Origin of the sequence: Alkalibacterium iburiense, from assembly GCF_039521845.1 — a bacterium.
Classification (GTDB): domain Bacteria; phylum Bacillota; class Bacilli; order Lactobacillales; family Carnobacteriaceae_A; genus Alkalibacterium; species Alkalibacterium iburiense.
In genome coordinates this window covers 1-26,127 of sequence record NZ_BAAACW010000063.1, presented here as the reverse complement: position 1 = coordinate 26,127, position 26,127 = coordinate 1, and the positions used below count along the sequence as shown (strand labels likewise).

The following is a 26,127-nucleotide window of genomic DNA, read 5'->3' as shown; positions in this document are numbered from 1 at the left end:
CAATCAAGCCTTTAGTATGGGACTGGGAAATCATTTATAAAAAGTAGAAACTGTTGGGAATGAATGGCTTGTTGTTGATTTGTTGTATGCGTTTTAATAAGAACAATCTATTGGATTGTTTGAGACTATAAAGACTTTTACTCTAATGCATGATAGAGTAAAAGTCTTTTTTTGTATCTTGTCTGTTTTAACTCTTTTAACATCCCTCCAAATACTAATATTGTCATAATTCAGACAAATATTAAAGACGAAATTCAGGTGTTCTTGTAATGAAAGGTAAGTGGTGGGTTATACCATCATTTCGTTTGAATAAGACTTTAAAAAGAGTGTGAAAACCCATAAAAAACTAAATAAAATTAAAAAGTGGTGGGTGTGTACTTTTTGCCTTCGGTTTAATTCAGGAGGTTTTTATGAAATGAGACAAACAGATTTCATTGAAACAATTTTGTAATTGTTTTAAAACAGACTTATTATGAGCCAGTGATATACTAATGAAGGTTATGAAAAGCAAGAAGACATTTATTTGCATACCTGATTGATTGGAAAGAGACTATAATAGATAGGTGATTAACTAAAATGATAGAAATGAAGAATGTCTATAAGAAGTATCCCAATGGCATTACAGCTATTAATGGATTAGACGTTAGAATCAACCAAGGTGAATTTGTTTATGTGGTTGGTCCGAGTGGAGCAGGCAAATCGACATTCATTAAAATGATTTATCGAGAAGAACTACCCACAAAAGGAACAGTTAAAGTTGGCGAATTTCATCTTGGAAATTTAAAACCGAGAAAAATACCGTATCTGCGCAGACACGTTGGAGTCGTATTTCAGGACTTCAAATTGCTTCCACGATTAACGGTTTATGAAAATGTAGCGTACGCTATGCAGGTTGTCGGTAAAAATCCAAAGCAAATTCAAAAACGTACGTTAGAAGTGTTGGATTTGGTGGGATTGAAACATAAAGTAAGAATGTTCCCGAATGAGCTATCAGGAGGAGAGCAGCAAAGAGTAGCTATAGCGCGTGCTATTGCCAATATGCCAAGAGTGCTTATCGCCGATGAGCCAACTGGTAACCTGGACCCGGAAACAGCATGGGGGATTATGGATTTGCTAGAAGAGATTAATAACCAAGGAACGACGATTATCATGGCTACTCATAACGCAGAAATTGTTAACCGAGTAAGACACAGATTATTAGCCTTTGAAAATGGACGTATTGCCCGTGATCAGGAAAGAGGGGAGTACGGCTATGAAAATTAGAAATGTGTGGAGACATATAAAAGAAGCTTTCAAAAGTATCAAGCGAAATGGTTGGATGACTTTTGCCGCTGTCAGTGCAGTTGCTGTCACACTGCTATTAGTAGGTAGCTTTATTGCTATATTAATGAACGTCAATAAATTAGCGACAGATGTAGAAGAAGATGTCAGTGTTCGTGTGTACATCGATTTGGCAGCTGAAGAAGAGGATCAAAACGAATTGCAAGAGAACCTGGAATCACTAGAAGAAGTAGATACAGTTATTTTTTCTAGTAGAGATGATGAATTAAATCAGGTGATGGGCAGCTATGGTGATGAGTTTGGGTTGTTTGATGGAGACGATAATCCTTTATATAACGTCTTTATTGTTCAAACCACTCAACCCGAATATACCGCTGAAGTAGCCGGAATAGCCGAAGATATGAATTACGTGGCTGACGTGAATTACGGTGGGGCGACTGCTGACCGCTTGTTTACTATCATGGAAACTGTTAGAAATGTAGGGGTCATTATTATCATTGCTCTTATATTCACTGCAGTATTCTTAATTGCCAACACCATTAGAATTACCATCTTCTCTAGAAGAACAGAAATCGAAATAATGAAATTAGTGGGAGCGACAAACTGGTTTATTAGATGGCCTTTCTTAATTGAAGGAGCACTTATAGGCTTCATAGGCGCATTAATCCCAGTATCTATTATTTCATATATTTATCTCAGTGGATTTGAATCAATTATGAATTACTTGTCGGGCACATATTTCTCTTTACTCCCGCCAAACCCTTATTTACTCCTCATTGTCGCATTGCTTTTAACCATAGGAGTCGTAATAGGAAGCATTGGTTCATCTCTATCTATTAGAAAGTTCTTAAAAGTTTAATTTAAAAGAGGGTTCGCCCTCTTCATACATATAAAAACAAAAAACAAAATTGACGACAGAAAGAGGAAATCAGACGTGGATATAAAGAAAAGATTGTTTAGATTAATGCTATCAGGATTGGTTGGAGTGAGTATCTTTGGAACTCTCCCTCAAATAAGTGAAGCTACTCCATCGGACAGTTTCTCGGAAAGAATGCATTCTCTTGATAAAAAAGAGAATAAAGCTGAAGAAAAACTAAAAGATATTACTCTCTTCATTAAAGAAACAGAAGAAGAAGCAGCAGACATGCTTAAAGAGTTAGAATTAACAGCTGAAGCACTTGTTTCTATACAAGAAGAAGTCACACTTTTATCTGAACAAATAGATCAAAGAGAAGAGCAGTTGAAATCACAAGTAAGAGCTGTTCAAATCACTGGTCAAACAAATAACGTTTTAAAATTCCTTCTAGAATCGGAAAGTTTAACAGATGTTTTAGGTAGACTAGATGTGGTTAATATGATATTTTCTGCAAACCAGAACTTAATGGAGAAACAAGCAGAAGATAAAGAACTGGTTGAATTGAAAGAAAGAGAAACCGTTCAAAAGCAAGAAGAACAAACCTTGTTAGCCGCTAAACTAGAAAGTAAAAAAGTGGAATTAGAAGAGCAGAAAGCAGAACAAGAAGCATTGATTGCGTCTATTGCTGCTGAAAAGTCAGAGTTAGCAGAAGAAAGAGAAGCCTACTTAGCCGAGCAACGTGAAAGTGAGCGTCGTCGGGATGAATTACAAACAGCACGTGCGGTAGCTGAAGAGGCAACAGTTGTTTCAGTCTCTCAACCATCAGATAACCAAAATGATGAAGTGACGACCTCTTCTCAATCGAAAACAACAGCACCTGCTAATGGATCAGTCGTAAGCACAGCTCATAGTTTTACAGGAGTCCGTTATTTGTATGGCGGATCTACTCCAGCAGCGTTTGACTGCTCAGGCTTTACATCCTATGTTTATAGTCGTGCAACTGGAAAAAATCTTGCTCGTAGTGCAGCTGGACAATTTGCCACTACACAACGTATTTCACAATCTGAAGCCCAGCCTGGAGACTTAATTTTCTTTAATCAGTCAGGAAGAGTCGATCACGTAGGGATTTATTTAGGTGGCGGCAGATTCATTGGAGCTCAAACGTCCACAGGTGTGGCTGTAGCTTCCTTTACTTCTGGATACTGGTCAAGATATGTAGCAGGGTTCGGCCGTCCTTAATTTTATTTTTAACTGTATGTCAATTTTTTACTCCCTATAGGTTATGTGGATTATACCAACTGCCTATAGGGAGTATTTTTTAAATAAGGATTATCATGAGAACCCATGCCTATTTGAATGAGAATATGATAAAATAGGAGAAACACGTCAACGGAAGGGAAGATTAGCGCAGATGACAGTATTACAAAATATAGGATTAGCATTGGTACTATTTTTTATTCAACCGACTTTTTTGATAGGTTTATTACTCGCCTTTGTATCTAAAAGTCGTCGCTATAAATATTCTAGAAATCAATTAAGAGCGGTAATCTATAAAGATAACTTTGAAATCAAACGGTTTTTTCTTTGGGGGTTAATCCCAGGGCTTGTGCTCTCTTTAATTTCATTGGGAGTGGGGTTACCTGTTACAATTGACTGGATTATACTCTACCACATAGTGACTCTCCTCTTTTTAGGAATGGGTTACCGTTTTCTCCATCCTGTTTTTACATTTAGTGCGTCTGCGTTAGCCCTATTTTTATATGGACAATTTGTTTCGTCGGAATCTCTATTTGCCCCACTATTATCCAATTGGAATAGTCCATTTATTCAAGAGGACGCTATCGGTCTAGAAGCCATTCAGATCATTTTTATTTTATCCTTGTTTCTGCTGCTTAGTAGTGTTCTGACAATGCACATTGGAAAACTCGTTCAATTTATTCCGCGATTTTTAAAAACAAAAAGGGGAAAAATGGTTGCTCGTTACCGAATGAATCCCCTATGGCTTGTTCCATTATTAGTCATTATACCTGGTGAAACATTTACTCAGTTATTTGAATGGTGGCCGGTATTTTCTATTGGCAATCAGACATATTCATTTTTAATTTTGCCTGTACTTATTGGTTTTCGCTACACTGTTCAGGCTCAAATGCCGACTCAAGCAAAAAATGCTTTATTAAAAGATTTTGTGGCTTTAAGTGTTGTAGGCGTACTTGTCTTTGCTGCTACTTTTTGGAGATTAGAAGCTGCGGTCGCTGGCTTGATCATTTTGTTCTTCGGTGGAGTATATGTTCTGTATAAACACCGATTACGTGAGAGAAAATGGTCCTTCCGATTTGGTCCTGATCAAGATGGTCTTCGAGTGGTTGGAGTGAGACCGAATAGTCCTGCAGATAAAATGAATATTGAAATTGGTGACGTTCTTGTGGAAGCTAATCAGGTCAAGCTCAACACTTCAGAAGATTTGATTGAATCACTTTTTAATCATCGGGCTTACTGCAAGTTAAAAGTCAAACGAATTGACAACGAACTGGTTATAGTCGAAACAGCCATATATGACGATGACCCTCATGATTTAGGAATTATTACATTAGAAGATATGTCTGTGGCTAAAACAGATTAACACTAACCCTTGGTTTTTGGAGAAGACTCTAAAAATTAAGGGTTTTTTTGTGGAAAATGAAGGGATGAATTGATACTTCAGTTAACGTATGATAAAATATACATATGAACATAATTACATATATAATCAAAAGGAGAAAGCTTATGGAATTGAATCCAACAATTTTGGAAAATGCTTCAAACTTATTTAAAGCAGTAAGTGAACCTAGCCGCTTAACTATTGTTTATCTTCTCTCTTTTGGAGAGTTGAATGTGAACACACTGGCAGAGAAATTAGATAGACATCAATCAGCAGTTTCACATCAATTAAAAATACTTAAAGCGGCTCGAATAGTGAAGTCTAGAAAAGAAGGGAAATCACGATTATATTCTTTGGCAGATGAACACATATATGAAATCGTTGATCAGGTATTTACTCATGTGCAGGAAAAGGAGAGCTTATGATGACTGAATTTTCAATACTTGGAGTCCACTGTTTGGAATGTGCAGAAGATTTAGAGAATAAGTTAAATGCTGTTCAAAATGAAAACATTATAGAAGTTGATTATAAAAATCAGAAGTTGATTTTGAAGAATGACACAATTGACTATTCGAAGGTCTTAAAAATATTGGAATTTGAAAAAGTTTCTATAAAGGATATAGACCATGATGACCGTGCGAATCACAATCATGCCTCTCACGGACATGATCACCATGGCTTAGATCAATTAGTCCAGCAAGATACAACGACAAAAATAGCTATCGTGTTTTTCTTGAATCTCTTTTTCTCAGTGATTGAATTTGTTTTTGGATTATTATTTAACAGTATGGCTATTCTGACAGATGCGGTTCATGATTTAGGAGACGCTATTTCAATTGGATTTGCATGGGTGTTTGAAAAGATTTCTACAAAAGAAGCCAATGACCAATACAGTTTTGGTCACCAGCGGTTTTCTCTGCTGGGAGCTTTGTTTACAGCCATTGTATTACTGGTAGGTTCAGCCATAGTATTGTATCACTCTGTTCCTAGAGTGTTTGATGCGGAGCCCGTGAATAATCAAGGGATGTTCTGGTTGGCTATTTTTGCGATATTAGCTAATGGGTTTTCTGCGTGGTTACTCAGTAAAGGAGCGACTCACAACGAATCCGTCTTAAATCTGCATATGCTAGAAGATTTACTTGGATGGGTGGGAGTCTTACTAGTGAGTATCATCCTGCGTTTTACAGATTGGTACTTCCTTGATCCCTTGCTATCTATTGTAATAGCTATTTTTATCATATATAAAACATGGCCGGTCTTTAAAGAAACGGTGGAAATCTTTTTAGAAGCGACGCCTAAAGAAGTACCGAGAGAAGATATTCAAAATCAAATCCGTTCAATAAAAGGCGTAACTAATCTATCTCACTTGCATATTTGGTCTATTGATGGCCGGGAGCATGCTTTAACTGTAACTATCAGTACGGATACAGATGATGCGCGTTTGCACACCCAAATGAAAGAGGATATACGAAAAATTATCCTTCCGTACGGTATCACGCACAGTACTATTGAATTTGTTTATGATCCCGGTCATTTGTTATCATCATAGGTATTTGAAATGAGGGAGAATGAGTGTTAGGATAAGGAAACTTTATAAAGTTGGAGGAGATGAAGTTATGGGGATGCATGAGTATTTTAAAAGTTTAAGTGATTTAGAAAAAATTTATAGATGTCCAGGAAAGTTTAAGTTTGAAGAACATTCAGTAGCTGCTCACTCTTTTAAAGTAACTAAGATTGCTCAATTTTTAGGAACGGTCGAGGAGTATAATGGTCAAGAGGTTGATTGGAAAGCTTTATATGAGAAAGCATTAAACCATGACTACTCTGAAATATTTATCGGTGATATTAAAACGCCTGTAAAATACGCAGATCCCGATTTAAGAGAACGTCTGGCTAATGTAGAAGAGTCCATGACCAAACACTTTATTGAAGAAGAAATCCCTGAAGAGTTTCAGGCCATCTATCATGACCGACTCAAAGAAGGAAAAGATGAAACGTTAGAAGGAAAAATATTATCAGTGGCTGATAAGGTAGATTTACTGTATGAATCATTCGGAGAAATTCAAAAAGGTAATCCAGAAGATTTATTTACTCAAATTTATCAAGAATCTCTTAGCACCATTTTGAACTTCAAAGAACTAGCAAGTGTCCAGTATTTTTTGGCGGAAATTTTACCAGATTTGTTAAGTGGAGAGTTTACTAATCAAACAGCTTTAGAGAGAATTTCTCAACGTATTCTGAAGGAGCACGATATAGAACAAACATTCGCAATGGACTCCTGAATGTGATAAAATAAAAGAGGCACAGAGAGGAAAGAGATCACTCTTTCCTCTTCTTTTCCGTGATAAACCAAGATAAATGCAATAATGGATTGAAAGACGTACAATAAAGACGAATGAGGAAAAAACAAAGGTAGGATGACTATGGCTAACGATAAAATTGTAGTAAGAGGGGCACGCTCACATAATTTAAAAAATATCGATGTGACTATCCCCAGAGATAAATTAGTAGTAATGACTGGCTTATCGGGATCGGGAAAAAGCTCGCTCGCCTTCGATACACTTTATGCCGAAGGACAGAGGCGATATGTCGAGTCTTTGTCAGCATATGCCAGACAGTTTTTAGGTCAAATGGATAAACCTGAGGTAGATAGTATAGAAGGACTTAGCCCAGCCATTTCCATTGATCAAAAGACAACAAGTAATAACCCGCGTTCCACAGTAGGAACTGTCACTGAAATTAATGACTACTTGCGTTTAATGTATGCACGCATAGGTAAACCTATCTGTCCCAATGATGGGACAGAAATCTCGAGTCAATCGGTTGAGCAAATGGTTGACCGACTGTTGACTTATCCTGAAAGAACACGCATTCAGCTATTAGCACCCATAATAAAAGGGAAAAAAGGGCAACATGTTAAAACACTGGATAAAATTAAGAGTGAAGGGTATGTGCGTTTACGTGTCGACGGCGAAATGAGAGACATTAGCGAAGAAATCGAGTTAGATAAAAATAAAAACCACACAATTGAAGTTATTGTTGATCGAATTGTAATTAAAGAAGGAATCCGATCTCGTTTATTTGACTCAATAGAATCGGCTCTATCTTTAGCGGAAGGGTATGTTATTGCGGATATTATAGGAGAAGAAGAACTTTTATTTAGTGAGCACCATGCTTGTCCTCTATGCGGCTTTACATTACCAGCTTTAGAACCCCGTCTGTTTTCGTTTAATGCCCCTTTTGGAGCATGTAGTGAATGTGATGGGTTGGGAACCAAGCTAGAAGTGGATTTAGATTTAGTGGTACCTGATGACACCCTTTCATTAGACGATGGAGCCTTGGCTCCTTGGAAGCCGATTAGTTCCAATTACTATCCACAAATGCTATCGCAGGCTTGCAGTTCTTTCGGAATTGATACGACTATTCCATTTAAGAAGTTACCGAAAAAAGATAGAGACACTGTACTGTATGGTTCCGGTAAAAAGAAATTCCACTTCCATTATGTGAATGACTTTGGCAGTGTAAGAGACACCATGATTCCGTTCGAAGGGGTCATACCCAATGTACACAGACGTTATCATGAGACGAACAGTGATTATACACGTCGAGTCATGTCAGACTATATGACTGAATTAAATTGTCCTGTTTGTCACGGGAAACGTTTAAACAGAGAAGCTTTATCCGTCAAAGTGAACGCTAAAGATATTGGAGAAGTCAGTGATTTTTCCGTTGAACAGGCACTGGACTTCTTCGATTCCTTAGAGTTATCCGTTACAGACGAAACAATAGCGCTCCCTATTCAAAAGGAAATTAAAGACCGCTTGTCTTTTTTACGAAATGTTGGATTGGATTATCTTACACTGAGTCGTAAAGCCGGAACATTATCTGGTGGAGAAGCTCAGCGTATTCGTTTAGCTACTCAGATAGGATCGAACTTGTCTGGTGTTCTCTATATCTTAGATGAACCATCGATAGGGCTGCATCAAAGAGATAATAATCGTTTAATTGACTCTCTTAAGAAGATGAGAGACTTAGGCAATACCCTTATAGTTGTTGAACATGATGAAGACACTATGAGAGCTGCCGACTACATTATCGATATTGGCCCAGGTGCCGGAGAACAGGGTGGAAAAGTGATAGCCACTGGGACACTTGATGAAATAGTTAATACAAAAGAGTCTATAACTGGTGCTTATTTATCTGGAAAGCAGTCTATTGCTATACCTAAAGAAAGAAGACAGGTTGATAAAGGTTCGATAGTGGTTAAAGGGGCACAGGAAAATAACTTGAAAAACATTGATGTCGCGTTTCCTTTAGGTCGTTTTATTGCTGTAACAGGAGTTTCTGGATCAGGAAAGAGTTCTTTAGTCAATGAAATATTGAAGAAAGCGTTAGCCAGAGAGGTTGGCCGATCAAAAGTTAAGCCAGGAAAGCATAAATCTGTTACTGGCTATGAACAGTTGGAAAAAGTCATAGATATCGATCAAAGTCCCATTGGACGGACACCAAGAAGTAACCCGGCAACGTATACCAGTGTCTTTGACGATGTCAGAGATCTATACGCCAAGACGAATCAAGCTAAAACAAGAGGGTACAAAAAAGGACGCTTTAGCTTTAATGTAAAAGGGGGACGATGTGAAGCATGTAGAGGAGACGGCATTTTGAAAATTGAAATGCACTTCTTGCCGGATGTGTATGTCCCTTGTGAAGTATGTAATGGCACACGATATAATTCTGAAACCTTAGAAGTGAAGTATAAAGGGAAAAATATTGCGGATGTTTTAGCAATGACTATTGAAGAAGGGGTAGAATTCTTCTCCAACATTCCAAAAATTCAAAGAAAATTACAGACGATTATTGATGTTGGACTAGGGTATATGACTTTAGGACAACCCGCCACAACCTTATCAGGTGGTGAAGCCCAAAGGATGAAGCTAGCCAGTGAGTTACACAAACGTCAAAATGGACATAATTTTTATATTTTAGACGAACCTACGACAGGTCTGCATTCCCATGATATTGCCAGACTATTGGATGTCTTAAACAGATTAGTTGAAGCAGGTAATACTGTACTGGTTATCGAACACAATTTAGATGTCATAAAGGTAGCGGATCATATTATTGATTTGGGACCAGAAGGTGGAATCGGTGGAGGAACTTTAATAACAACAGGTACTCCAGAAGAAGTGGCTAAGTGTGAGGAAAGCTATACAGGTTATTACTTGAACAAGATTTTAAATCGAACAGAAATGGAATAAAACTAAAAAAAGATACGAATCTTTCAAACACCTAAAAAAATTATGTGTAAAAATCAGTCGTAGGTCCTATGACAAATGTTTAGGTCTGTTGCATAATAGAATCATAGCTAGGTAGTATTTCATCAGTATAGAAGAAATAGGCACAGACCAAACATGACAAGACCTAATAGGAGGGCTTATAATGAATGAAAGAGAACGTATAATCGAGTTAATGAAGAAAGGCATCTTATCTACTGAAGAGGGTCTAGACTTATTAGAGCATAGTGCAAAAAAACAGGACCAGAAAGAAAATCAAGATTTTCATACAGAGACTGTATCGACCGAGTCAGTTGAAGAAGAACATACAGATACGTTTGAAGAAGAACCTACTGAAAAAGAGGCGACCGAAGAACAAAAAGAAGCCGAAAAAACATTAGAAAAATTAGTAGAAGAAATCAATCGGTATTCTGTAGAGCTAGATGAAACCAATGATAAGATCTCTAAAGTCAAAGAGAAATTACATGAAAAACAAGACCGATTGAATCAAATCAATCAAGAAGAGAAAAAAGGGATACAAGAAGAGAAAACCGCTCTATTAGAAGAAATTAAATCCATTCAAAAAGAACTGGAATTAATTAAACAGTTAGATGAGGTAGATAACACGGATGAGATAGTACAGTTAAGAGAAGCTATCGATCAAACCTCCCGACGCTTAGAAGAAATTGAAAATAGAGAAGAAACAGCTGAGTATAAAGAGGAAGAAACAGAATTAAAAGAAGCGATTGAGGAGTTAGAAGAAGAATTACGCGTTCTTCATGCTCAAAAACAGCTCCAACTTAAAAATTTAAATCGAACAAAAATGAAACAGTGGACAGTTAAAGCTAAACAAGCCACATCTAATTTCCGCATTCCAGAAGAATGGAAAAAAGAAGCGGGAGAAGAATTCTCTAAAGCGGGTGAGAAATTAGAAACGGCCAGTAAAGAATGGTCGGAGGCAGTTAAAAAAACGGTCCAGCAAGCTTCTGAAAGTGAAGTGACACAATCTGTCCGTTCAACGATTGAAAGTGCGCTCGAAAACTTTGATTGGAAAAATATCAATGTCAAACTGCCAACTTTAGCGACTAAGGACTTTAATAGAGAGTGGACATTTGAAGAGAGCACAGCGACTATTTTAGATATTAAATTGGCTAATGGTAAATTAGTAGTGAAGCCAAGTGAAGATGACACAATCCGTTTGTCTGCTAAAGGAAAACTTTACGGAAGAATGGATGAAAGCACACCGGCTGAGTCATTTGATGCCAGAAGTACGATTTCAGTTGACGACGATAAATTAGTTGTCCATATCCCGAATAAACGTATCTATGCTGATGTCGAACTATATCTTCCGAAGCGCACCTATGATTATGTATCCATCAACATGTTAAATGGAAAACTTAAAACAAAAGATTTAACTGTAAAAGATATTTATGCAAAATCTACAAATGGTGAGATTAACTTTGAAAATTTAGAGGCAACTATGTTGGAAGCCAAGGGATCCAATGGGACTATTTCAATTAGTAACGGTGACTTGAAAGACTTATTGGCTAGTTCTGTGAATGGATCCATTGTCTACCAAGGAAGCGTTGAAAGTGCAGACCTGTCTACGACCAATGGGGAAGTAAAAGTAACGTTAACAAACGAGAACCTTATTCGATTGACTGGAACAACGGTTAACGGTAATGTGAAATTAGCTATACCTAAAGGTGTCGCTATGGAAGGAAAAGCTAAAACAACCTTTGGGAAAGTAAAAAGTCGTTTAAGTGATGTTGAACCTATTGAAAAGTCAGGCCATACTGTGCGAATCAAACGGTTAACGGGAGAACGTCCATTTGATTTTACTGCAACAACGACGACAGGGAATGTTTTGCTAAAAGATACAGATAAATAAAGACAGAATGAAAAGAGGGATGGACATGAAAAAATTAGCTAAATCTAAAAATAATGCAGTGATATTTGGAGTAATCGGAGGTTTAGGTGAATACTTTAATATCGATCCGGTATTATTGAGAGTTATTGTGGTAGTTGCTACTTTTGTTGGAGTTGGATCAACAGTCCCAATATACCTTTTACTGGCATTAGTCATGCCGGACAATAATCACTCTGTTGACAAACCGTCATCACAATCCAAACATCACAATCCTTTCGGGAACTATTCACAGAAGCCTCAAAGAAAAGAGGCTGAAAAAATAGACGAGGAAGACTGGAGTGATTTTTAAGAATGAAATGGTGGCAAAGGATTTTAGCAAACACCATCATCTTTCTTGCCTTGGCTGGATTTCTTAATGGATTCATGATTGAAACATGGCAGACAGCACTGATTGCTGCAGCAGTTTTCTCACTCTTGAACATTATAGTGAAGCCGATACTTGTTATCCTATCTCTTCCTATAACCATTATGACATTGGGGCTATTCTATTTTATTATAAATGGAATCATGCTGTGGATGACAGCAGCTCTTGTCGGTGGATTTGGATTCAGCTCATTTTGGATGGCTCTGCTGGTTGCATTAATTGTCTCAGCATTAAATGCTTATCTGGAATAACCAAGAAGATGATAAAAGAAGGCTTATACCAGTTTGTATAAAACTGGTATAAGCCTTCTTTCGTACATAGTTATTTACTCACCCAGCCAAGTTTCTTCTATAAAGGACTTGGTATATATGGTATGATTAAGTTATGTTTTTAAAATTGACAGAAGGAGTTTTACTATGACTGCCTCAGTAAGAATTCATGAGTTAGTTGATGCAATGGATGACATTAGCGTCATCATTGGTGAAGATCATTTAGACAGAGAAATCACCATTAGTGACTTATCAAGACCTGCATTAGAACTAACGGGTTATTTTAGTTTCTACCCTCAAAATAGAATACAATTACTTGGAAAAACAGAAATATCTTTTTCAGAACGCATGACAAGCGATGAGCGCTATATTGTCATGAAAAGAATGTGTCAAGCAGATACCCCTGCATTTCTTATTTCACGTAATCAGGAACCTCCAAAAGAGTTAATTAAGGCTGCACAAGAAAAAGGCATACCTGTTTTATTGTCGAATCGTTCAACGACTCGTCTTTCATCTAACGTCACGAATTTCTTAGAAGAAAGATTAGCCGAACGTATTTCACAGCACGGTGTTTTAGTCGATATATACGGAATGGGCGTACTCATTACAGGTGACTCAGGCATTGGAAAATCTGAGACAGCTTTAGAGTTAATTCAGAGAGGTCACCGATTAGTTGCTGACGATAGGGTAGAATTGTACATGATGGACGAGAGTCGTATCATTGGAGAACCACCTGAAATTTTACGTCATTTAATTGAAATTCGAGGTATCGGTGTTATTGATGTCGTGAACTTATTTGGAGTAGGATCTATTCGAACCTCTAAAACAGTTGACTTAATCATTAATCTAGAACACTGGGATCGAAATCGTCAATATGATCGTTTAGGGCATAATCTTGAGAGAATGCGTATTTTTAATGTGGATATACCAAAGTTATCTATACCTGTTCGAGTGGGTCGAAACCTTTCTATCATCATAGAAATCGCCACCATGAATATAAGAGCGAAAGAAATGGGATATGATGCGACAGAAACCTTTGAAAATAATTTATCCAATTTAATTAAGCAAAACTCCAATAATGCTGGACTGGAGGAAGAAGAATGAGACAAGTGATTGGAAGTATTGATCCTATAGCGATTCGTTTAGGGCCACTTGAAATCGCTTGGTACGGTATTATCATCGTAATAGGTATGTTTTTAGCTGTTTGGTTAAGTATGAGAGAAGCAAATAAGCGAGGAATTGACGAAGATTTTATTGTAGACTTAGCTTTCTGGATTATTCCTGCTGGTATCATAGGCGCTCGTTTATACTACGTTTTATTTGAACTACCCACTTATTTAGCTAATCCTATTCGAATCTTCTATTTCTGGGAAGGAGGATTAGCCATTTATGGCGGCTTAATCGGAGGCGGACTTGTACTTTACTGGTACAGTAAAAAACGTCAGGTGCCAGTGTGGCTATTATTAGACATCATAGGGCCTCACGTCTTACTGGCTCAAGCAATTGGTCGATGGGGAAATTTTGTCAATCAAGAAGCTCACGGAGGAGAAGTGACCCGTCAGTTTTTAGAAGGGCTGCGTCTTCCTCAGTTCATTATTGAACAGATGAATATAAATGGGACCTATTACCATCCTACATTCTTATATGAATCGATATGGAATTTGATTGGAGTCATTCTTTTAATGACCTTACGTGCTAAGAATACCTTCTTTAGAAGAGGGGAAGTCTTTTTAAGTTACTTAGCGTGGTATGGATTAGGCCGTTTCTTCATAGAAGGGATGCGTACAGATAGCTTGTATCTCGGTAATTTTAGAGTATCTCAATTACTGTCGCTAGTCTTACTTGTCGGAAGTATTGGTCTTATAATTTATCGAAGACTATACGTTTACCCTACGCCTCCTTATTATACAGAAGGAATAGAACCAGACAGAAAATTTGAAGAGAAAAGAAAACGATATGAATCAAAGCAGAAACAAAATCAGTAGACTGTTTTGGAAGGAGTCATGAAAGTGGGAAGTCAAATAACTGTTTTAGGGGCTGGGTCTTGGGGAAGTACCTTAGCCAATGTCCTTTTTGAAAATGGGCATGAGGTCTTGATTTGGACGAGAGACGAAAAGCAAAAAGAGGAAATAAATACGGACCACACGAATGAGCGCTATCTTCCTCACTTCAAATTCCCAACAGAATTAAGAGCGACCACTGATCTGGAAAAAGCGGTAGCGACTGCGGATTTGCTAGTGTTTGTTATTCCGACGAAGGGAATGAGAGAACTAGCTAAACGAGTGAATAGTCTGTTAAATAGAGAAGTGACGGTTGTTCATGCCTCAAAAGGTTTAGAAGAGAATACCTATAAACGTATTTCTACCCTATTAAGTGAGGAGATTTCTTCAGAGTATTTAAAAGGTTTAGTGACATTATCAGGTCCTAGCCACGCAGAAGAAGTCATTGCGAAGGATCTGACAACCATCACGGCCGCTTCTAGTGATAAAAAAGCGGCTGAATTAGTGCAGAGTGTCTTTATTAATGATTATTTCCGCGTTTATACCAATACAGACATTATCGGGGTGGAAATAGGTGCAGCGCTTAAGAATATCATAGCTTTAGGAGCAGGAGTAATCGCAGGCTTGGGCTATGGAGATAACGCAAAGGCTGGCCTAGTCACGAGAGGATTAGCAGAGATTAGTCGTCTAGGAGTCAAACTGGGAGCCGATCCTTTAACTTTTATGGGGTTAAGTGGTGTCGGTGATCTCATTGTCACTTGTACTAGTCCCCATTCAAGAAACTGGAGAGCTGGCTATCAAATCGGACAGGGGAAAGATGTATCATCTGTTATCAACGGCATGGGTATGGTAGTTGAGGGAGTCTCTACTACAAAGGCAGCTTATGAATTGGCTCAGACTTATGGCATAGAGATGCCGATAACAGAAGCTATTTATCAAGTCGTTTATAACAAAGCAGATGTCAAACATGTCATTTTGAATTTGATGCAACGAGAAGGCAAAGCAGAGTGAGGGTCTTGACTATTCTCTGTATTTTGGTAAAATAAGGTAAGACATTATTGCTTACAAAAAGTAAGTGTATGAATAGAAGATGTATGAAACACGTGTCATCGAGAGGAGAACAGTCAGTGGAATCAGAAACAAAATTATACGATGTAATAGTCATCGGGGCCGGGCCTGGAGGGCTAACAGCTGCTCTATACGCGTCTCGTTCCAACCTTTCCACCCTTATTCTTGAAAAGGGATTACCCGGTGGACAAATGAATAACACAGCAGACATTGAAAATTACTCTGGCTTTGATAGCATCCAAGGACCAGATTTATCTATGAAAATGTATGAAGGTGCAAAAAGATTCGGTGCAGAGCATGTGTATGGAGATGTACAAGAAGTTGTTGATAAAGGATCTGTTAAAGAAGTTAAGACGTCAGATAAAACGTATTTAGCTAAAGCAGTCATTATAGGAACTGGAGCAGAGCATAAAAAGCTGGGAGTTCAAGGTGAAGCAGAATACAACGGACGTGGTGTTTCTTATTGTGCTGTTTGTGATGGAGCTTTCTTTAGAGATAAACATGTCGTCGTTGTTGGCGGTGGAGACTCTGCGGTTGAAGAAGGAACGTATTTGACTCAGTTTGCTAAAAAAGTAACAATTATTCACCGAAGAGATGAGTTGCGTGCTCAAAAAATCTTACAAGATAGAGCCTTTAAAAATGAGAAGGTAGATTTTATATGGGACTCTGTCGTTGAAGAGATTACCGGTGAAGAGACGGTTAATGGTATACACATTAGAAATGTCAAAACAGGAGAAGTGTCTACTATAGATGCAGAAGGGACATTTATTTATATCGGTTTACTTCCAAACTCAGACGAGTTTCGTTCTTTAGGTATTACGAATGAAGAAGGCTGGATCGTGACGGATGAAAACAGAATGACCTCTGTACCCGGAATCTTCGCCATTGGTGACGTGAGAGACACTGTCCTGCGTCAAGTGGCTACAGCGGTTGGAGATGGTTCGATAGCCGGGAATGCAGCCTATCAGTATGTAGAAGAATTAAAAGAGAGCTTAGAAAAACAAAAAGCATAAACTATCATTTAGAGTAAGCAGCGTTCGAAGGATATGGACGCGTGCTTACTCTTTTTTTACTTGTAATGACAATCGATTGGTTTCAGAGGTTAAGATTTCTTCAAATAGAAAAGCCTTTATTTGGAATAACAGAAGCAATTTGCTGTCATTCATGCAAGTGAGTATAAAAAGTGATACAATAAAAATATAAGTGAAAAAATATGAAAGAGAGATGAGGGAGAAATATGGAATGGTCAGAAAGCTACGAAACATGGTTGAATCATCCAACGTTGGATAGCGAATTAAAAAAAGAATTGGAAAGCTATCAGGATAATAAAACGTTATTGGAAGATTCCTTTTACACCTCACTGGAATTCGGAACAGCTGGAATGAGAGGGGTTATTGGTGCAGGTACTAATAGAATGAACATCTACACTGTCCGTCAAGCATCAAAAGGTTTAGCCCTCTTTATTGAAAACCAGGGAGAAGATGCGAAAGAAAAAGGAGTCGCCATAGCGTATGATTCTCGTCACATGTCTAAAGAATTTGCGATGGAAGCAGCAAAAACATTAGCTGTTCATGGAATTCCCTCTTATGTTTTCGAGGATTTACGTCCAACCCCTGAATTATCCTTTGCGGTCAGACATTTAAAAACGGCTGCAGGAATTATGATTACCGCTAGTCATAATCCTGCTGAATATAATGGATTTAAAGTGTACGGGGAAGATGGAGGACAGCTCCCTCCAAAAGAAGCAGATGAATTAACTTCTTTTGTTAGAAGTGTCTCAGATATTTTATCCATTGAAACGATGGACGAAACGGAAGCCGCTGAGAAAGAACTCCTCACTATTTTAGGGAAAGATTTAGACCGTGCTTACTTAGACGCTTTAAAAAGAGTGACAATAGACCCCGAGCTTATTAACAGACAGGGAAGAGAGTTGAAGATAGTCTTTACCCCTTTGCATGGAACAGGAAAAATGCTGGGAGAAAAAGCCTTACAACAAGCCGGGTTTAGAAACGTCTTTTTAGTGGAAGAACAAGCCGATCCAGATCCTGATTTCTCAACTATAAAATCTCCTAATCCAGAAGATGAAGCCGCCTTTGAACTAGCCTTTAAAAAAGGAAGAGAAGTCGGTGCTGATATACTGATTGCAACAGACCCTGATGCAGACAGACTAGGTTTAGCAGTTAGAACAGCGGGAGAATACTATGAGTTGCTTTCAGGTAACCAGATTGCAAGCTTGATGATTGACTACATTTTAAAAGCGCACGAAAAGAAAGGAACACTTCCAAGTAACAGTGTCATGATTAAGTCCATTGTATCCAGTGAATTGCCAAGCGCAATAGCAGATAAGCATGGCGTAGAGACTATGGATGTATTAACCGGCTTCAAATTTATCGCAGAAAAAATTAAAGAATTTGAAGAAACACATTCCCATACCTTTATGTTTGGTTTTGAAGAAAGTTATGGCTATTTAGTGCAGCCTTTTGTAAGAGATAAAGATGCTATACAGGCTTTAGTCATGGTTGCAGAGATGACAGCTTTCTATAAAGAAGAAGGATACAGTTTGTTTGACACCCTGCAAGAGCTCTATCATGAATATGGTCATTACAAGGAAAAAACAATTTCTGTCACATTAGAAGGACAGGAAGGTTCTAAGAAAATCAAAGAACTAATGGCTCATTTAAGAGAAAATGCGCCAACTGAGTTCGGGAATATAAAAGTTGAAGTCACTGAAGACTTTAAAAAGCAGACTAGAGCCCGTTTCGGTGACGAAGAATCGATTAATCTACCACCAGCGGATGTCTTGAAATATAAATTAGCTGATTCTAGTTGGATAGCTATTAGACCATCTGGAACAGAACCTAAGATTAAATTCTACATCGCAGCTAATGATGATTCAGGTGTAGAAGTAGAGGGAAAAATGAAACTATTTGAGCAAGATATTCAAAAGATTGTAGACAAAGCTAAATAGACACATATCAAAATCCCCACGGAAGAATGATTATTCTTTTGTGGGGATTTGTTTGAACGACAAATGACTCTTTAGAGAACACCTATACATGACACGCCAGGGATGTTATAATAGAGTGAACTCTATATGGAAGAGATTTACATAAGGGTATAGGAGGAAAGCACATGAAAGATAATTTAGATTTAGTCATAATCACGGGTATGAGTGGTGCAGGAAAAACTGTAGCGATGCAAAGTTTTGAAGATATGGGATACTACTGTATTGACAATATGCCTCCTAATTTACTTCCTACATTTTGGCAGTTAGTCAGAGAGTCTGGTCAATTCGGTAAGATTGCCTTAGTAATGGACTTGAGAATGAAAGACTTTTTTGAAGAGATTAATCAGGTGATTCAAACCTTAGACAATACATCTTATATTACCAGTCGCATTGTTTTTTTAGAAGCAACAGATCAGGAATTGGTATCACGTTACAAAGAAACCAGAAGAGCCCATCCACTCGCTCAAAATGAACGCACGCTAGAAGGTATTCAGAAAGAACGAGAACTCTTATATGAAATTAAGACAAAGGCTCAATTTGTTATCGATACAAGTAACTTAACTCCTAGACAGCTAAGAGAAAAGCTAATCGGGAAATTTAAAGCAAAAGAAAAAGAAATGTTTCGTGTTGAACTGGTTTCATTTGGCTTTAAGTATGGCAGTCCTATAGACGCAGATATAGTTATGGATGTCCGGTTCTTACCGAATCCCCATTACATTGATGAGTTGAGACCCCAAACAGGTTTAGATGAACCTGTCTATGATTACGTCATGCAGCAACCTGAAACAGAATCTTTCTACAAACATTTTACAAGTCTACTTGAAACAACACTGCCAGGTTATAAAAAAGAAGGGAAAAGTAACCTGACTATTGCTATTGGTTGTACGGGTGGCAAACACAGATCAGTTGCTTTAGCAGAACGCGTGGCTGCAAAGATAAAAGCAGACGGGTATCCTGTGAACATTACCCATCGGGATAAAGATAAAGTAAAGGAGTCCACTGTGCGATCATGAAACAATTAAAAATTACGAACAGAAGACCAAAAATAGTAGTTATTGGGGGAGGAACAGGTCTACCTGTTATCTTAAGAAGTTTAAAAGAAAAAGATGCGGACGTGACTGCTGTCGTTACCGTAGCGGACGATGGGGGAAGCAGTGGGGCTTTAAGGAAAAGTTTCAATGCTGTCCCCCCTGGAGATTTAAGGAATGTCTTAACGGCTTTATCAGATATCCCAGAGTTACAGAAGCAAATCTTTCAATATCGTTTTAAAAAAGATGACTCTACATTATCAGGCCACACTATTGGGAATTTAATTATTTCTGCGACAGCTGATATGGAAGGGAATATTTACAGAGCCATTCAATTGCTAGCGACGATGATGCATGTCAAAGGCCATGTCTACCCTGCAGCTGAGGAACCGCTCGTCTTACATGCGAAATATATGGATGGCACAACAGAGTCAGGAGAATCGCATATTCCTAAAAAAGGGAAGATGATTGATTATGTGACCGTGACATGCACGGATGAAAACAAAACAGTTAAAGCAGGACGAAAAGTAAAGTCTTCTATAATGGATGCAGACATGGTTGTGTTAGGACCGGGAAGTCTGTTTACGAGTATATTACCTAATTTAATGATTCCAGAAATAGGCGAAGCTTTATTAAAGACTGAAGCAAAAGTGGTGTATATTTCTAATATTATGACACAACTCGGTGAAACAGAAAACGTGAACGATGCTGACCATATTAAAGTTCTTCATAAACACCTGGGTCAAAAATTCATTGATATCGCTCTAACTAACATAGGACAAGTCCCCGAATTTTATATAGAAAATGAACAGAATGAAGAGTATTTATTACAAGTAGAACATGACTTTAAAGGGCTTCAAGAAGAAGTGCCGCTCATTATTTCCGATGACTTTTTACAACTCACCTCAAAGGGAGTCTATCATAATGGTGAAAAAGTGGCAGAGGAAATCTTTAAAACAGCCTTTAACAGTCAAAGAAAAATCAAAGAATATTTTAAAAATGCATAAAGCTGTTCTTTGAGTAAAGGGTGTGAAAACATGTCATTTGCATTTGATGTAAAAAAAGAATTAACCATGCTGGAAGTTCATCCTGAACATGCCAAAGCCGAACTGGCTGCATTAATTCGCATGAACGGGTCACTGAGTATTATCAATCAGGATTTTCTTTTAAACGTTCAGACGGAGAATGCAGCGATTGCGAGACGGATCTACACGCTTATTAAAGATAACTTTGATGTCGAATCGGAATTGCTTGTGCGTAAAAAAATGAAGCTAAAGAAAAATAATGTGTACATCGTGCGGTTGAAAAGCGGCAGTAGACTCATTTTAAAAGAACTGGGAATTATGGATGGAATGCTCTATAACGGGCATATACCAGATGAAATTAAATTAAACAAACAAAAAATCAAATCCTATTTGAGAGGCGCATTTTTAGCCGGAGGTTCGGTAAACAGTCCGGAAACAAGCCGATACCATTTGGAAATATACTCGAGCTATGCCGAACACAATAATGATGTATGTGAAATGATGCATACCTATGGCTTAAATGCGCGAGTACATGAGAGACGAAATGGGTATATTGTGTACTTAAAAGAATCTGAAAAAATTGCTGATTTCTTAGCTTTAATAGGCGCAACAAATAGTATGTTCCGTTTTGAAGATGTGCGTATTGTCAGAGATATGAGAAATTCAGTGAATCGTTTAGTCAACTGTGAAAATGCCAATATGAACAAAACGATTGATGCCGCTGGGAGACAAATTGAAAACATCCGCCTTATTGAACGAGTGAGCGGCTTAGATACTCTTCCTGATAAACTAAGAGAAATAGCTGAATTAAGAGTGGCTTACCCAGATGTCAGCCTAAAGGAACTAGGAGAATTGGTTCCCAATGGGGGAGTTTCGAAATCTGGAGTCAATCACCGTCTAAGAAAAATCACAAAAATAGCAGAAGAGATTAGAGAAAATATCAAAGTATAACCAATCTATTATTTCCTTCACGGATGTGTTGAGGAAATAATAGATTTTTTTTGAATAAAATTTAAATTATACATTATATCGATTTTGATATGTTAACAAAGGTTTTAATGTAGTGTGATAGCTTATTTAGAAAGTGCACACAATAATGCCATCTGAGAGAATAAATAAGGGAAGCGCCAATTCTCATTTGAGCAAACTTATTGAGAAAAGTTTTAAGAGATACCACTTAAAGTAGTCAATTGTTTAGAAACTCAGTTTGTAATTAATACAATCTGATTAAAGAGATATGGAAGAACAGAGCAACTGCAAAATCATTTTTTCACAAACTTTATTTTGAATGTAATAAAGAAGAGAATGAGAATCATTTTCAATTGTAATATTTGCGAGATGAAAATGGTTAAAAGTCTTGATATATCTTTACATTCTCTGTATATTCTTGAAGTAGTTGTTAATGCCATTATTTTTTATTTTTTCATGTGAATTTATCACTAAACATAGAGGGATCACACTGACTAGTGTTTATATTTAGATACCCAGTGACATTTTGAGGAGGAAAGGGAATGCATTTTAAAACAAAAAGGAAAGCTGTCCATCCTGAGTATAATAAAGAGCGCACACGAGACAAAGCGGTTGAACGCATCGATGCGCCGACTATTATGGTCTATCCCATGTCTATGCACATCGGAGCACCAGCAAAACCTGTTGTAGAAGTAGGAGATAAAGTCAATGTTGGAACATTAATAGGTGAAGCTCAAGGGTTTATTTCTGGAAATGTTTTATCTTCAGTAAGTGGAGAAGTTATCTCTATTGAAGATAGAGTAGGGTTAAACGGATTGACTACAAGTATCATTATAAAAAATGACGGGGAATATGTTGAAGAACCTCCATTTCCTGAGGCTGGAGAGTCAGTCGCACCAGAATTGATACCAGAATTAATTAAGCGTGCCGGTATTGTTGGTATGGGTGGGGCAACCTTCCCGACTAACGTAAAAATGGCTCCACCTGCAGACAAAAAAATCGATACGCTTATTTTAAACGGTGCAGAATGTGAACCATACTCTACCGCTGATTTCCGAACAATGTTTGAGTATGCCGATGAAATCATCGAAGGCATTCGTGTCATTGATAGTGTATTCAATGTTGATAAAGTCTATATCGGAATTGAAGATAATTCTTTAGAAGCTGGAGAAGCATTGAAAAAAGCAGCTGCAGGCTATGACAAAGTAGAAGTCAAAGTACTTCCTGCACAATATCCTCAAGGATCTGAAAAGCAGTTAATTGAAAACTGTACAGGACGTCAAGTTCCTCCCGGGTCTCTGCCGGCTGACGTTGGGTGTATTGTATCTAACGTTGGAACCTTCCAAGCGATTTATAGAGCTGTTCGTTTAGGTAAACCAATGGTTGAGAGAGTAACGACTATTAATGGAACTCCTTTAGCTGAACCGAAAAACTTGCTTGTTCGTATCGGAACACCTATCGATGATGTGATTGATATATGCGGTGGCTTTGTAGAAGCGCCTAAGAAAGTTATTCACGGAGGACCGATGATGGGTAAAACGATTGACGACGGAGCTATTCCGATTACTAAGGGAACCACACACGTCACTTTCTTAACTGCCAAAGAAGCACACGAAGATGAACGTGTCGATTGTATTCGCTGTTCAGAGTGTATTAATGTCTGTCCTGTGAGCTTACAGCCTATTTTAATTAGTAACGCTTACGAAAGAGGAGACATTGAGAAAGCGGAACAATTAGGAGCTATGGACTGTATTGAATGCGGGAACTGTTCATTCATCTGTCCTTCTAAGATTCCATTACTAGAAAATATTAGAAAAGCTAAAACAGCTATCAAACAAAAGGCGGTGTAAAGATGTCTACTAATAAAGGAAAAACGACCTTAGCTGACTACGACTTAATGATGGACGAGTCGCCTCATGTATTTGAAAAGTGGTCTTCACAATGGATTATGTTACAGGTAATCATTGCCTTGATTTTCCCACTTATCGCGGGGGTTTATTTTTTCGGTACTCAGACTTTATGGGTTACAGCCTTAGCTGTTGTCACATGTGTGGTGAGTGAATACCTCTATGAAAAAATAGTCCGTAAAAGAATGACTATTAATGATTTATCTGCTGCTGTGACAGGGATGTTACTTGGATTAAGTATGCCTAACGGGGTATCTTGGTTCAGTGTTGTCTTAGCTAGTCTATTTGCTATAATTATTGTCAAAATGATTCCTGGAGGAATTGGTAGAAACAGATTTAATCCTGCTGTAGCGGGACGTATAACCTACTTAATGGCTCCTTGGATTGTCAACACTTTTGTATCGGGTGCTGACCTGATCACGACAGCCAGTTCTGCAGAAGCTATTACAACAGCAACTCCAACTGATTTAGTTGCTACAGCAACTCCTCTGTTTTATATTTCCAGTGGAGCCACGGAAGTTCCAGAAGGAGCACAAACACTGTGGAATATGTTCCTTGGTAACCAAGGAGGATGGGGCGGATCATTAGGTGAAACCAGTTCATTAGCTTTACTTATTGCTATGGCCTACTTAATTTTCAGAAAAATAATCAATCCGAAAATTCCGGCTTTATATATCGGGACGGTGGCTCTTATTATGCTCGTCTATTCAGGATTTGACTTCCAGTATATGATGTATCATGTATTGAGTGGAGCGTTGCTATTAGGAGGAACGTTCATGGTGACGGATTATGCTTCAGGAGGATTAACTCCTCATGGAAGAACCATTTATCCTATAATGGCTGGAATTATTACAGCTGCCTTTAGAATTTCGCCTTTTTCACCAGAAGGTGTTGGATTTTCGATTCTGATTATGAATGCGATCATTCCATTCGTCGATAAAATGGTTATGCCAAGAATATATGGACACAAAAAGCGCCCATCAGTTCATCCGGATTATGATTTGACAGAGCCACTAAATAAAAGAGACATTTTAGCAGAGAAATAAGCTAATTAATAGGATATAATTAAAACGACTGTTCGAAAGCACAGTCGTTTTTTTAACAGGTTCTTATTCGTAAATGAGGTGGAAGCATGACTCGTCAAACGCGCAAACTATTCAGTTTTTTTGGGATCGTATGTATGGTGATCCTCTTATGGGCATGTACAGGTCCAGAAGCAGAGCCTACTCCCTATGAAGAGGTCAATACGTTACGGGGTGTAAGGTTGACCTTAGATAAGGAAGTATACGAATCAGAGGATGATCGCTTTTTACTTACTGTGCATAATGACTCTTCCAAAGAGGTTACTTACGGAGTGGCTTATACACTTGAAAAACTAAATAATCATCAATGGTATGTGGTCGAACCAGAAGAAGAAATAGCATTTATTATGATTGCCCATATATTGGGTTCAGGAGAAGAAGCTCAAGAGGAAATTAATTTGGACTTTTATGAACCCCTTGAGCCCGGCCATTACCGAATAGTCAGAGAGATAGAAGGAGAAGTCCTGACGGCGGAATTTCAGGTCAGATAAAACGCGTGTGATAGAATTTTCTATCACACGCGTTTTAATTATCAAGGGATGCTTTTATGGTATTGATTGATAGTATATTTTCATTTTTGCCTATCTTCGAAATTAAATCAATCAGATTAAACTGATTAGGAAGGTGGAGAGTATACAAGTCTTTGCATATTGAAGAGCCATCTTCTAAATAACTAATGGAATGATCAGTTGAGACAACAGTAATATTATTCTCCGAAAAGTGTTCTTTAATGAACTCTAAGGTTTGATCCGCAGATTTATATTCAATCTCTAATTGTTTAGTCCGCTCGATTTTAAAAATGCTTTTTACAAGCCTTAATACAATGAGCATGATAATCGTGCTTGAGAAGGAAAGGAAATAATAGCCCATACCAACAGCAATCCCTAAACTAGCTACCGCCCAGATAGACGCAGCGGTTGTGAGTCCTGTAACTGAACGCCTGCTCACAATGATAGTACCTGCTCCAAGAAAGCCGATTCCGTTAACTATTTGAGCTGTTAAACGCGTAATATCAGTCGATAGCACGCCATTCAAATCTGGATTGTTACGAATGAATTCTATGACTAAATGACTTGCACCTAATTGAGTGAGAGTAATAATAGTTGCGCCAAGAGCAACTAAAGTGTGCGTGCGCATACCAGCATCTCGTCCTTTTAACTCTCGTTCGTACCCTATAGCTCCACCAAGTAAAGCAGCTAAAATTAATCGAGCTAAAAGTTCTATGTGACTAATGTCCATGTTTAACCTCCTAATGCGGAATAAGTAGCGTACTTTTAGTATACATTATTTTTAAAAGTAAATTTAGCGTTTGCAATTACTTTAAACTTTTTTAATCTTACTGTATACTTATACTTATACTTATGATTATGGTGTCAAAACCCCATAATTTTAAGCACTTAATCAACTTGAAATGCTCAAAAGTATACAGT

At 37.8% G+C, this 26,127-nt stretch carries 23 protein-coding genes; 22 read left to right on the top strand and 1 reads right to left on the bottom strand.

Annotated elements, in window-relative coordinates; genetic code table 11:
• Positions 1 to 576: 576 nt before the first annotated feature.
• The 22 genes from ftsE (at position 577) to ABDZ53_RS05335 (ending at position 25,188) form a co-directional block, all read left to right on the top strand.
• Positions 577 to 1,263: a cell division ATP-binding protein FtsE gene (gene ftsE, locus ABDZ53_RS05440; RefSeq protein ID WP_343754581.1), complete on the top strand. Its 687-nt coding sequence runs from the start codon at positions 577 to 579 to the stop codon at positions 1,261 to 1,263.
• Complete coding sequence (gene ftsX, locus ABDZ53_RS05435; protein WP_343754580.1) at positions 1,253 to 2,140, top strand: permease-like cell division protein FtsX; 888 nt, start codon at positions 1,253 to 1,255, stop codon at positions 2,138 to 2,140. The genes ftsE and ftsX overlap by 11 nt, the downstream gene beginning before the upstream one ends.
• A 75-nt stretch (positions 2,141 to 2,215) precedes the next feature.
• Positions 2,216 to 3,376 carry a C40 family peptidase gene (locus ABDZ53_RS05430; protein ID WP_343754579.1) on the top strand — a complete coding sequence of 387 codons (1,161 nt, stop codon included), beginning with the start codon at positions 2,216 to 2,218 and terminating at the stop codon, positions 3,374 to 3,376.
• A 172-nt stretch (positions 3,377 to 3,548) separates the two neighbouring features.
• A complete protein-coding gene (locus ABDZ53_RS05425; RefSeq protein ID WP_343754578.1) occupies positions 3,549 to 4,757 on the top strand; it encodes a PDZ domain-containing protein in 1,209 nt (402 codons plus the stop codon).
• A 143-nt stretch (positions 4,758 to 4,900) separates the two neighbouring features.
• Positions 4,901 to 5,200 carry an ArsR/SmtB family transcription factor gene (locus tag ABDZ53_RS05420; RefSeq protein ID WP_343754577.1) on the top strand — a complete coding sequence of 100 codons (300 nt, stop codon included), beginning with the start codon at positions 4,901 to 4,903 and terminating at the stop codon, positions 5,198 to 5,200.
• Positions 5,200 to 6,324: a cation diffusion facilitator family transporter gene (locus ABDZ53_RS05415; RefSeq protein WP_343754576.1), complete on the top strand. Its 1,125-nt coding sequence runs from the start codon at positions 5,200 to 5,202 to the stop codon at positions 6,322 to 6,324. The genes ABDZ53_RS05420 and ABDZ53_RS05415 overlap by 1 nt, the downstream gene beginning before the upstream one ends.
• Before the next feature lie 67 nt (positions 6,325 to 6,391).
• On the top strand, positions 6,392 to 7,057 hold the full coding sequence (locus tag ABDZ53_RS05410) for a YfbR-like 5'-deoxynucleotidase (RefSeq protein ID WP_343754575.1): 666 nt from the start codon (positions 6,392 to 6,394) through the stop codon (positions 7,055 to 7,057).
• A gap of 141 nt (positions 7,058 to 7,198) precedes the next feature.
• Positions 7,199 to 10,033: an excinuclease ABC subunit UvrA gene (uvrA, locus tag ABDZ53_RS05405; protein WP_343754574.1), complete on the top strand. Its 2,835-nt coding sequence runs from the start codon at positions 7,199 to 7,201 to the stop codon at positions 10,031 to 10,033.
• Between the two features lie 181 nt (positions 10,034 to 10,214).
• On the top strand, positions 10,215 to 11,939 hold the full coding sequence (gene liaX, locus ABDZ53_RS05400) for a daptomycin-sensing surface protein LiaX (protein ID WP_343754572.1): 1,725 nt from the start codon (positions 10,215 to 10,217) through the stop codon (positions 11,937 to 11,939).
• A 25-nt stretch (positions 11,940 to 11,964) separates the two neighbouring features.
• Positions 11,965 to 12,267: a PspC domain-containing protein gene (locus ABDZ53_RS05395; protein WP_343754571.1), complete on the top strand. Its 303-nt coding sequence runs from the start codon at positions 11,965 to 11,967 to the stop codon at positions 12,265 to 12,267.
• Between the two features lie 2 nt (positions 12,268 to 12,269).
• Positions 12,270 to 12,593: a phage holin family protein gene (locus ABDZ53_RS05390; protein WP_343754570.1), complete on the top strand. Its 324-nt coding sequence runs from the start codon at positions 12,270 to 12,272 to the stop codon at positions 12,591 to 12,593.
• Between the two features lie 165 nt (positions 12,594 to 12,758).
• Positions 12,759 to 13,715 carry an HPr(Ser) kinase/phosphatase gene (gene hprK / locus ABDZ53_RS05385; protein ID WP_343754569.1) on the top strand — a complete coding sequence of 319 codons (957 nt, stop codon included), beginning with the start codon at positions 12,759 to 12,761 and terminating at the stop codon, positions 13,713 to 13,715.
• Positions 13,712 to 14,596, top strand: coding sequence for a prolipoprotein diacylglyceryl transferase (gene lgt / locus ABDZ53_RS05380; protein ID WP_343754568.1), 885 nt, complete (start codon positions 13,712 to 13,714; stop codon positions 14,594 to 14,596). The genes hprK and lgt overlap by 4 nt, the downstream gene beginning before the upstream one ends.
• Positions 14,597 to 14,620: 24 nt before the next feature.
• Positions 14,621 to 15,622: an NAD(P)H-dependent glycerol-3-phosphate dehydrogenase gene (locus tag ABDZ53_RS05375; RefSeq protein ID WP_343754567.1), complete on the top strand. Its 1,002-nt coding sequence runs from the start codon at positions 14,621 to 14,623 to the stop codon at positions 15,620 to 15,622.
• A 116-nt stretch (positions 15,623 to 15,738) separates the two neighbouring features.
• Complete coding sequence (trxB, locus tag ABDZ53_RS05370; RefSeq protein WP_343754566.1) at positions 15,739 to 16,692, top strand: thioredoxin-disulfide reductase; 954 nt, start codon at positions 15,739 to 15,741, stop codon at positions 16,690 to 16,692.
• Between the two features lie 224 nt (positions 16,693 to 16,916).
• Complete coding sequence (locus tag ABDZ53_RS05365; RefSeq protein ID WP_343754565.1) at positions 16,917 to 18,647, top strand: phospho-sugar mutase; 1,731 nt, start codon at positions 16,917 to 16,919, stop codon at positions 18,645 to 18,647.
• 164 nt (positions 18,648 to 18,811) lie between these two features.
• The gene (rapZ, locus tag ABDZ53_RS05360; protein ID WP_343754564.1) at positions 18,812 to 19,699 is read left to right on the top strand and encodes an RNase adapter RapZ; all 888 of its coding nucleotides are present in this window, start codon (positions 18,812 to 18,814) and stop codon (positions 19,697 to 19,699) included.
• Positions 19,696 to 20,721 (top strand): gluconeogenesis factor YvcK family protein, encoded by a 1,026-nt coding sequence (locus tag ABDZ53_RS05355; RefSeq protein WP_343754563.1) that lies wholly within the window; start codon positions 19,696 to 19,698, stop codon positions 20,719 to 20,721. The genes rapZ and ABDZ53_RS05355 overlap by 4 nt, the downstream gene beginning before the upstream one ends.
• A gap of 30 nt (positions 20,722 to 20,751) precedes the next feature.
• The gene (gene whiA, locus ABDZ53_RS05350) at positions 20,752 to 21,690 is read left to right on the top strand and encodes a DNA-binding protein WhiA (protein ID WP_343754562.1); all 939 of its coding nucleotides are present in this window, start codon (positions 20,752 to 20,754) and stop codon (positions 21,688 to 21,690) included.
• A 560-nt stretch (positions 21,691 to 22,250) separates the two neighbouring features.
• Complete coding sequence (gene rsxC / locus ABDZ53_RS05345; protein WP_343754561.1) at positions 22,251 to 23,558, top strand: electron transport complex subunit RsxC; 1,308 nt, start codon at positions 22,251 to 22,253, stop codon at positions 23,556 to 23,558.
• Between the two features lie 2 nt (positions 23,559 to 23,560).
• A complete protein-coding gene (locus ABDZ53_RS05340) occupies positions 23,561 to 24,661 on the top strand; it encodes an RnfABCDGE type electron transport complex subunit D (protein WP_343754560.1) in 1,101 nt (366 codons plus the stop codon).
• 86 nt (positions 24,662 to 24,747) lie between these two features.
• The gene (locus tag ABDZ53_RS05335) at positions 24,748 to 25,188 is read left to right on the top strand and encodes an immunoglobulin-like domain-containing protein (RefSeq protein WP_343754559.1); all 441 of its coding nucleotides are present in this window, start codon (positions 24,748 to 24,750) and stop codon (positions 25,186 to 25,188) included.
• Positions 25,189 to 25,222: 34 nt separating this feature from the next.
• On the opposite strand, the gene ABDZ53_RS05330 is transcribed toward ABDZ53_RS05335, so the two are convergent.
• Positions 25,223 to 25,936: an MgtC/SapB family protein gene (locus tag ABDZ53_RS05330; protein WP_343754558.1), complete on the bottom strand. Its 714-nt coding sequence runs from the start codon at positions 25,934 to 25,936 to the stop codon at positions 25,223 to 25,225.
• Positions 25,937 to 26,127 lie beyond the last annotated feature (191 nt).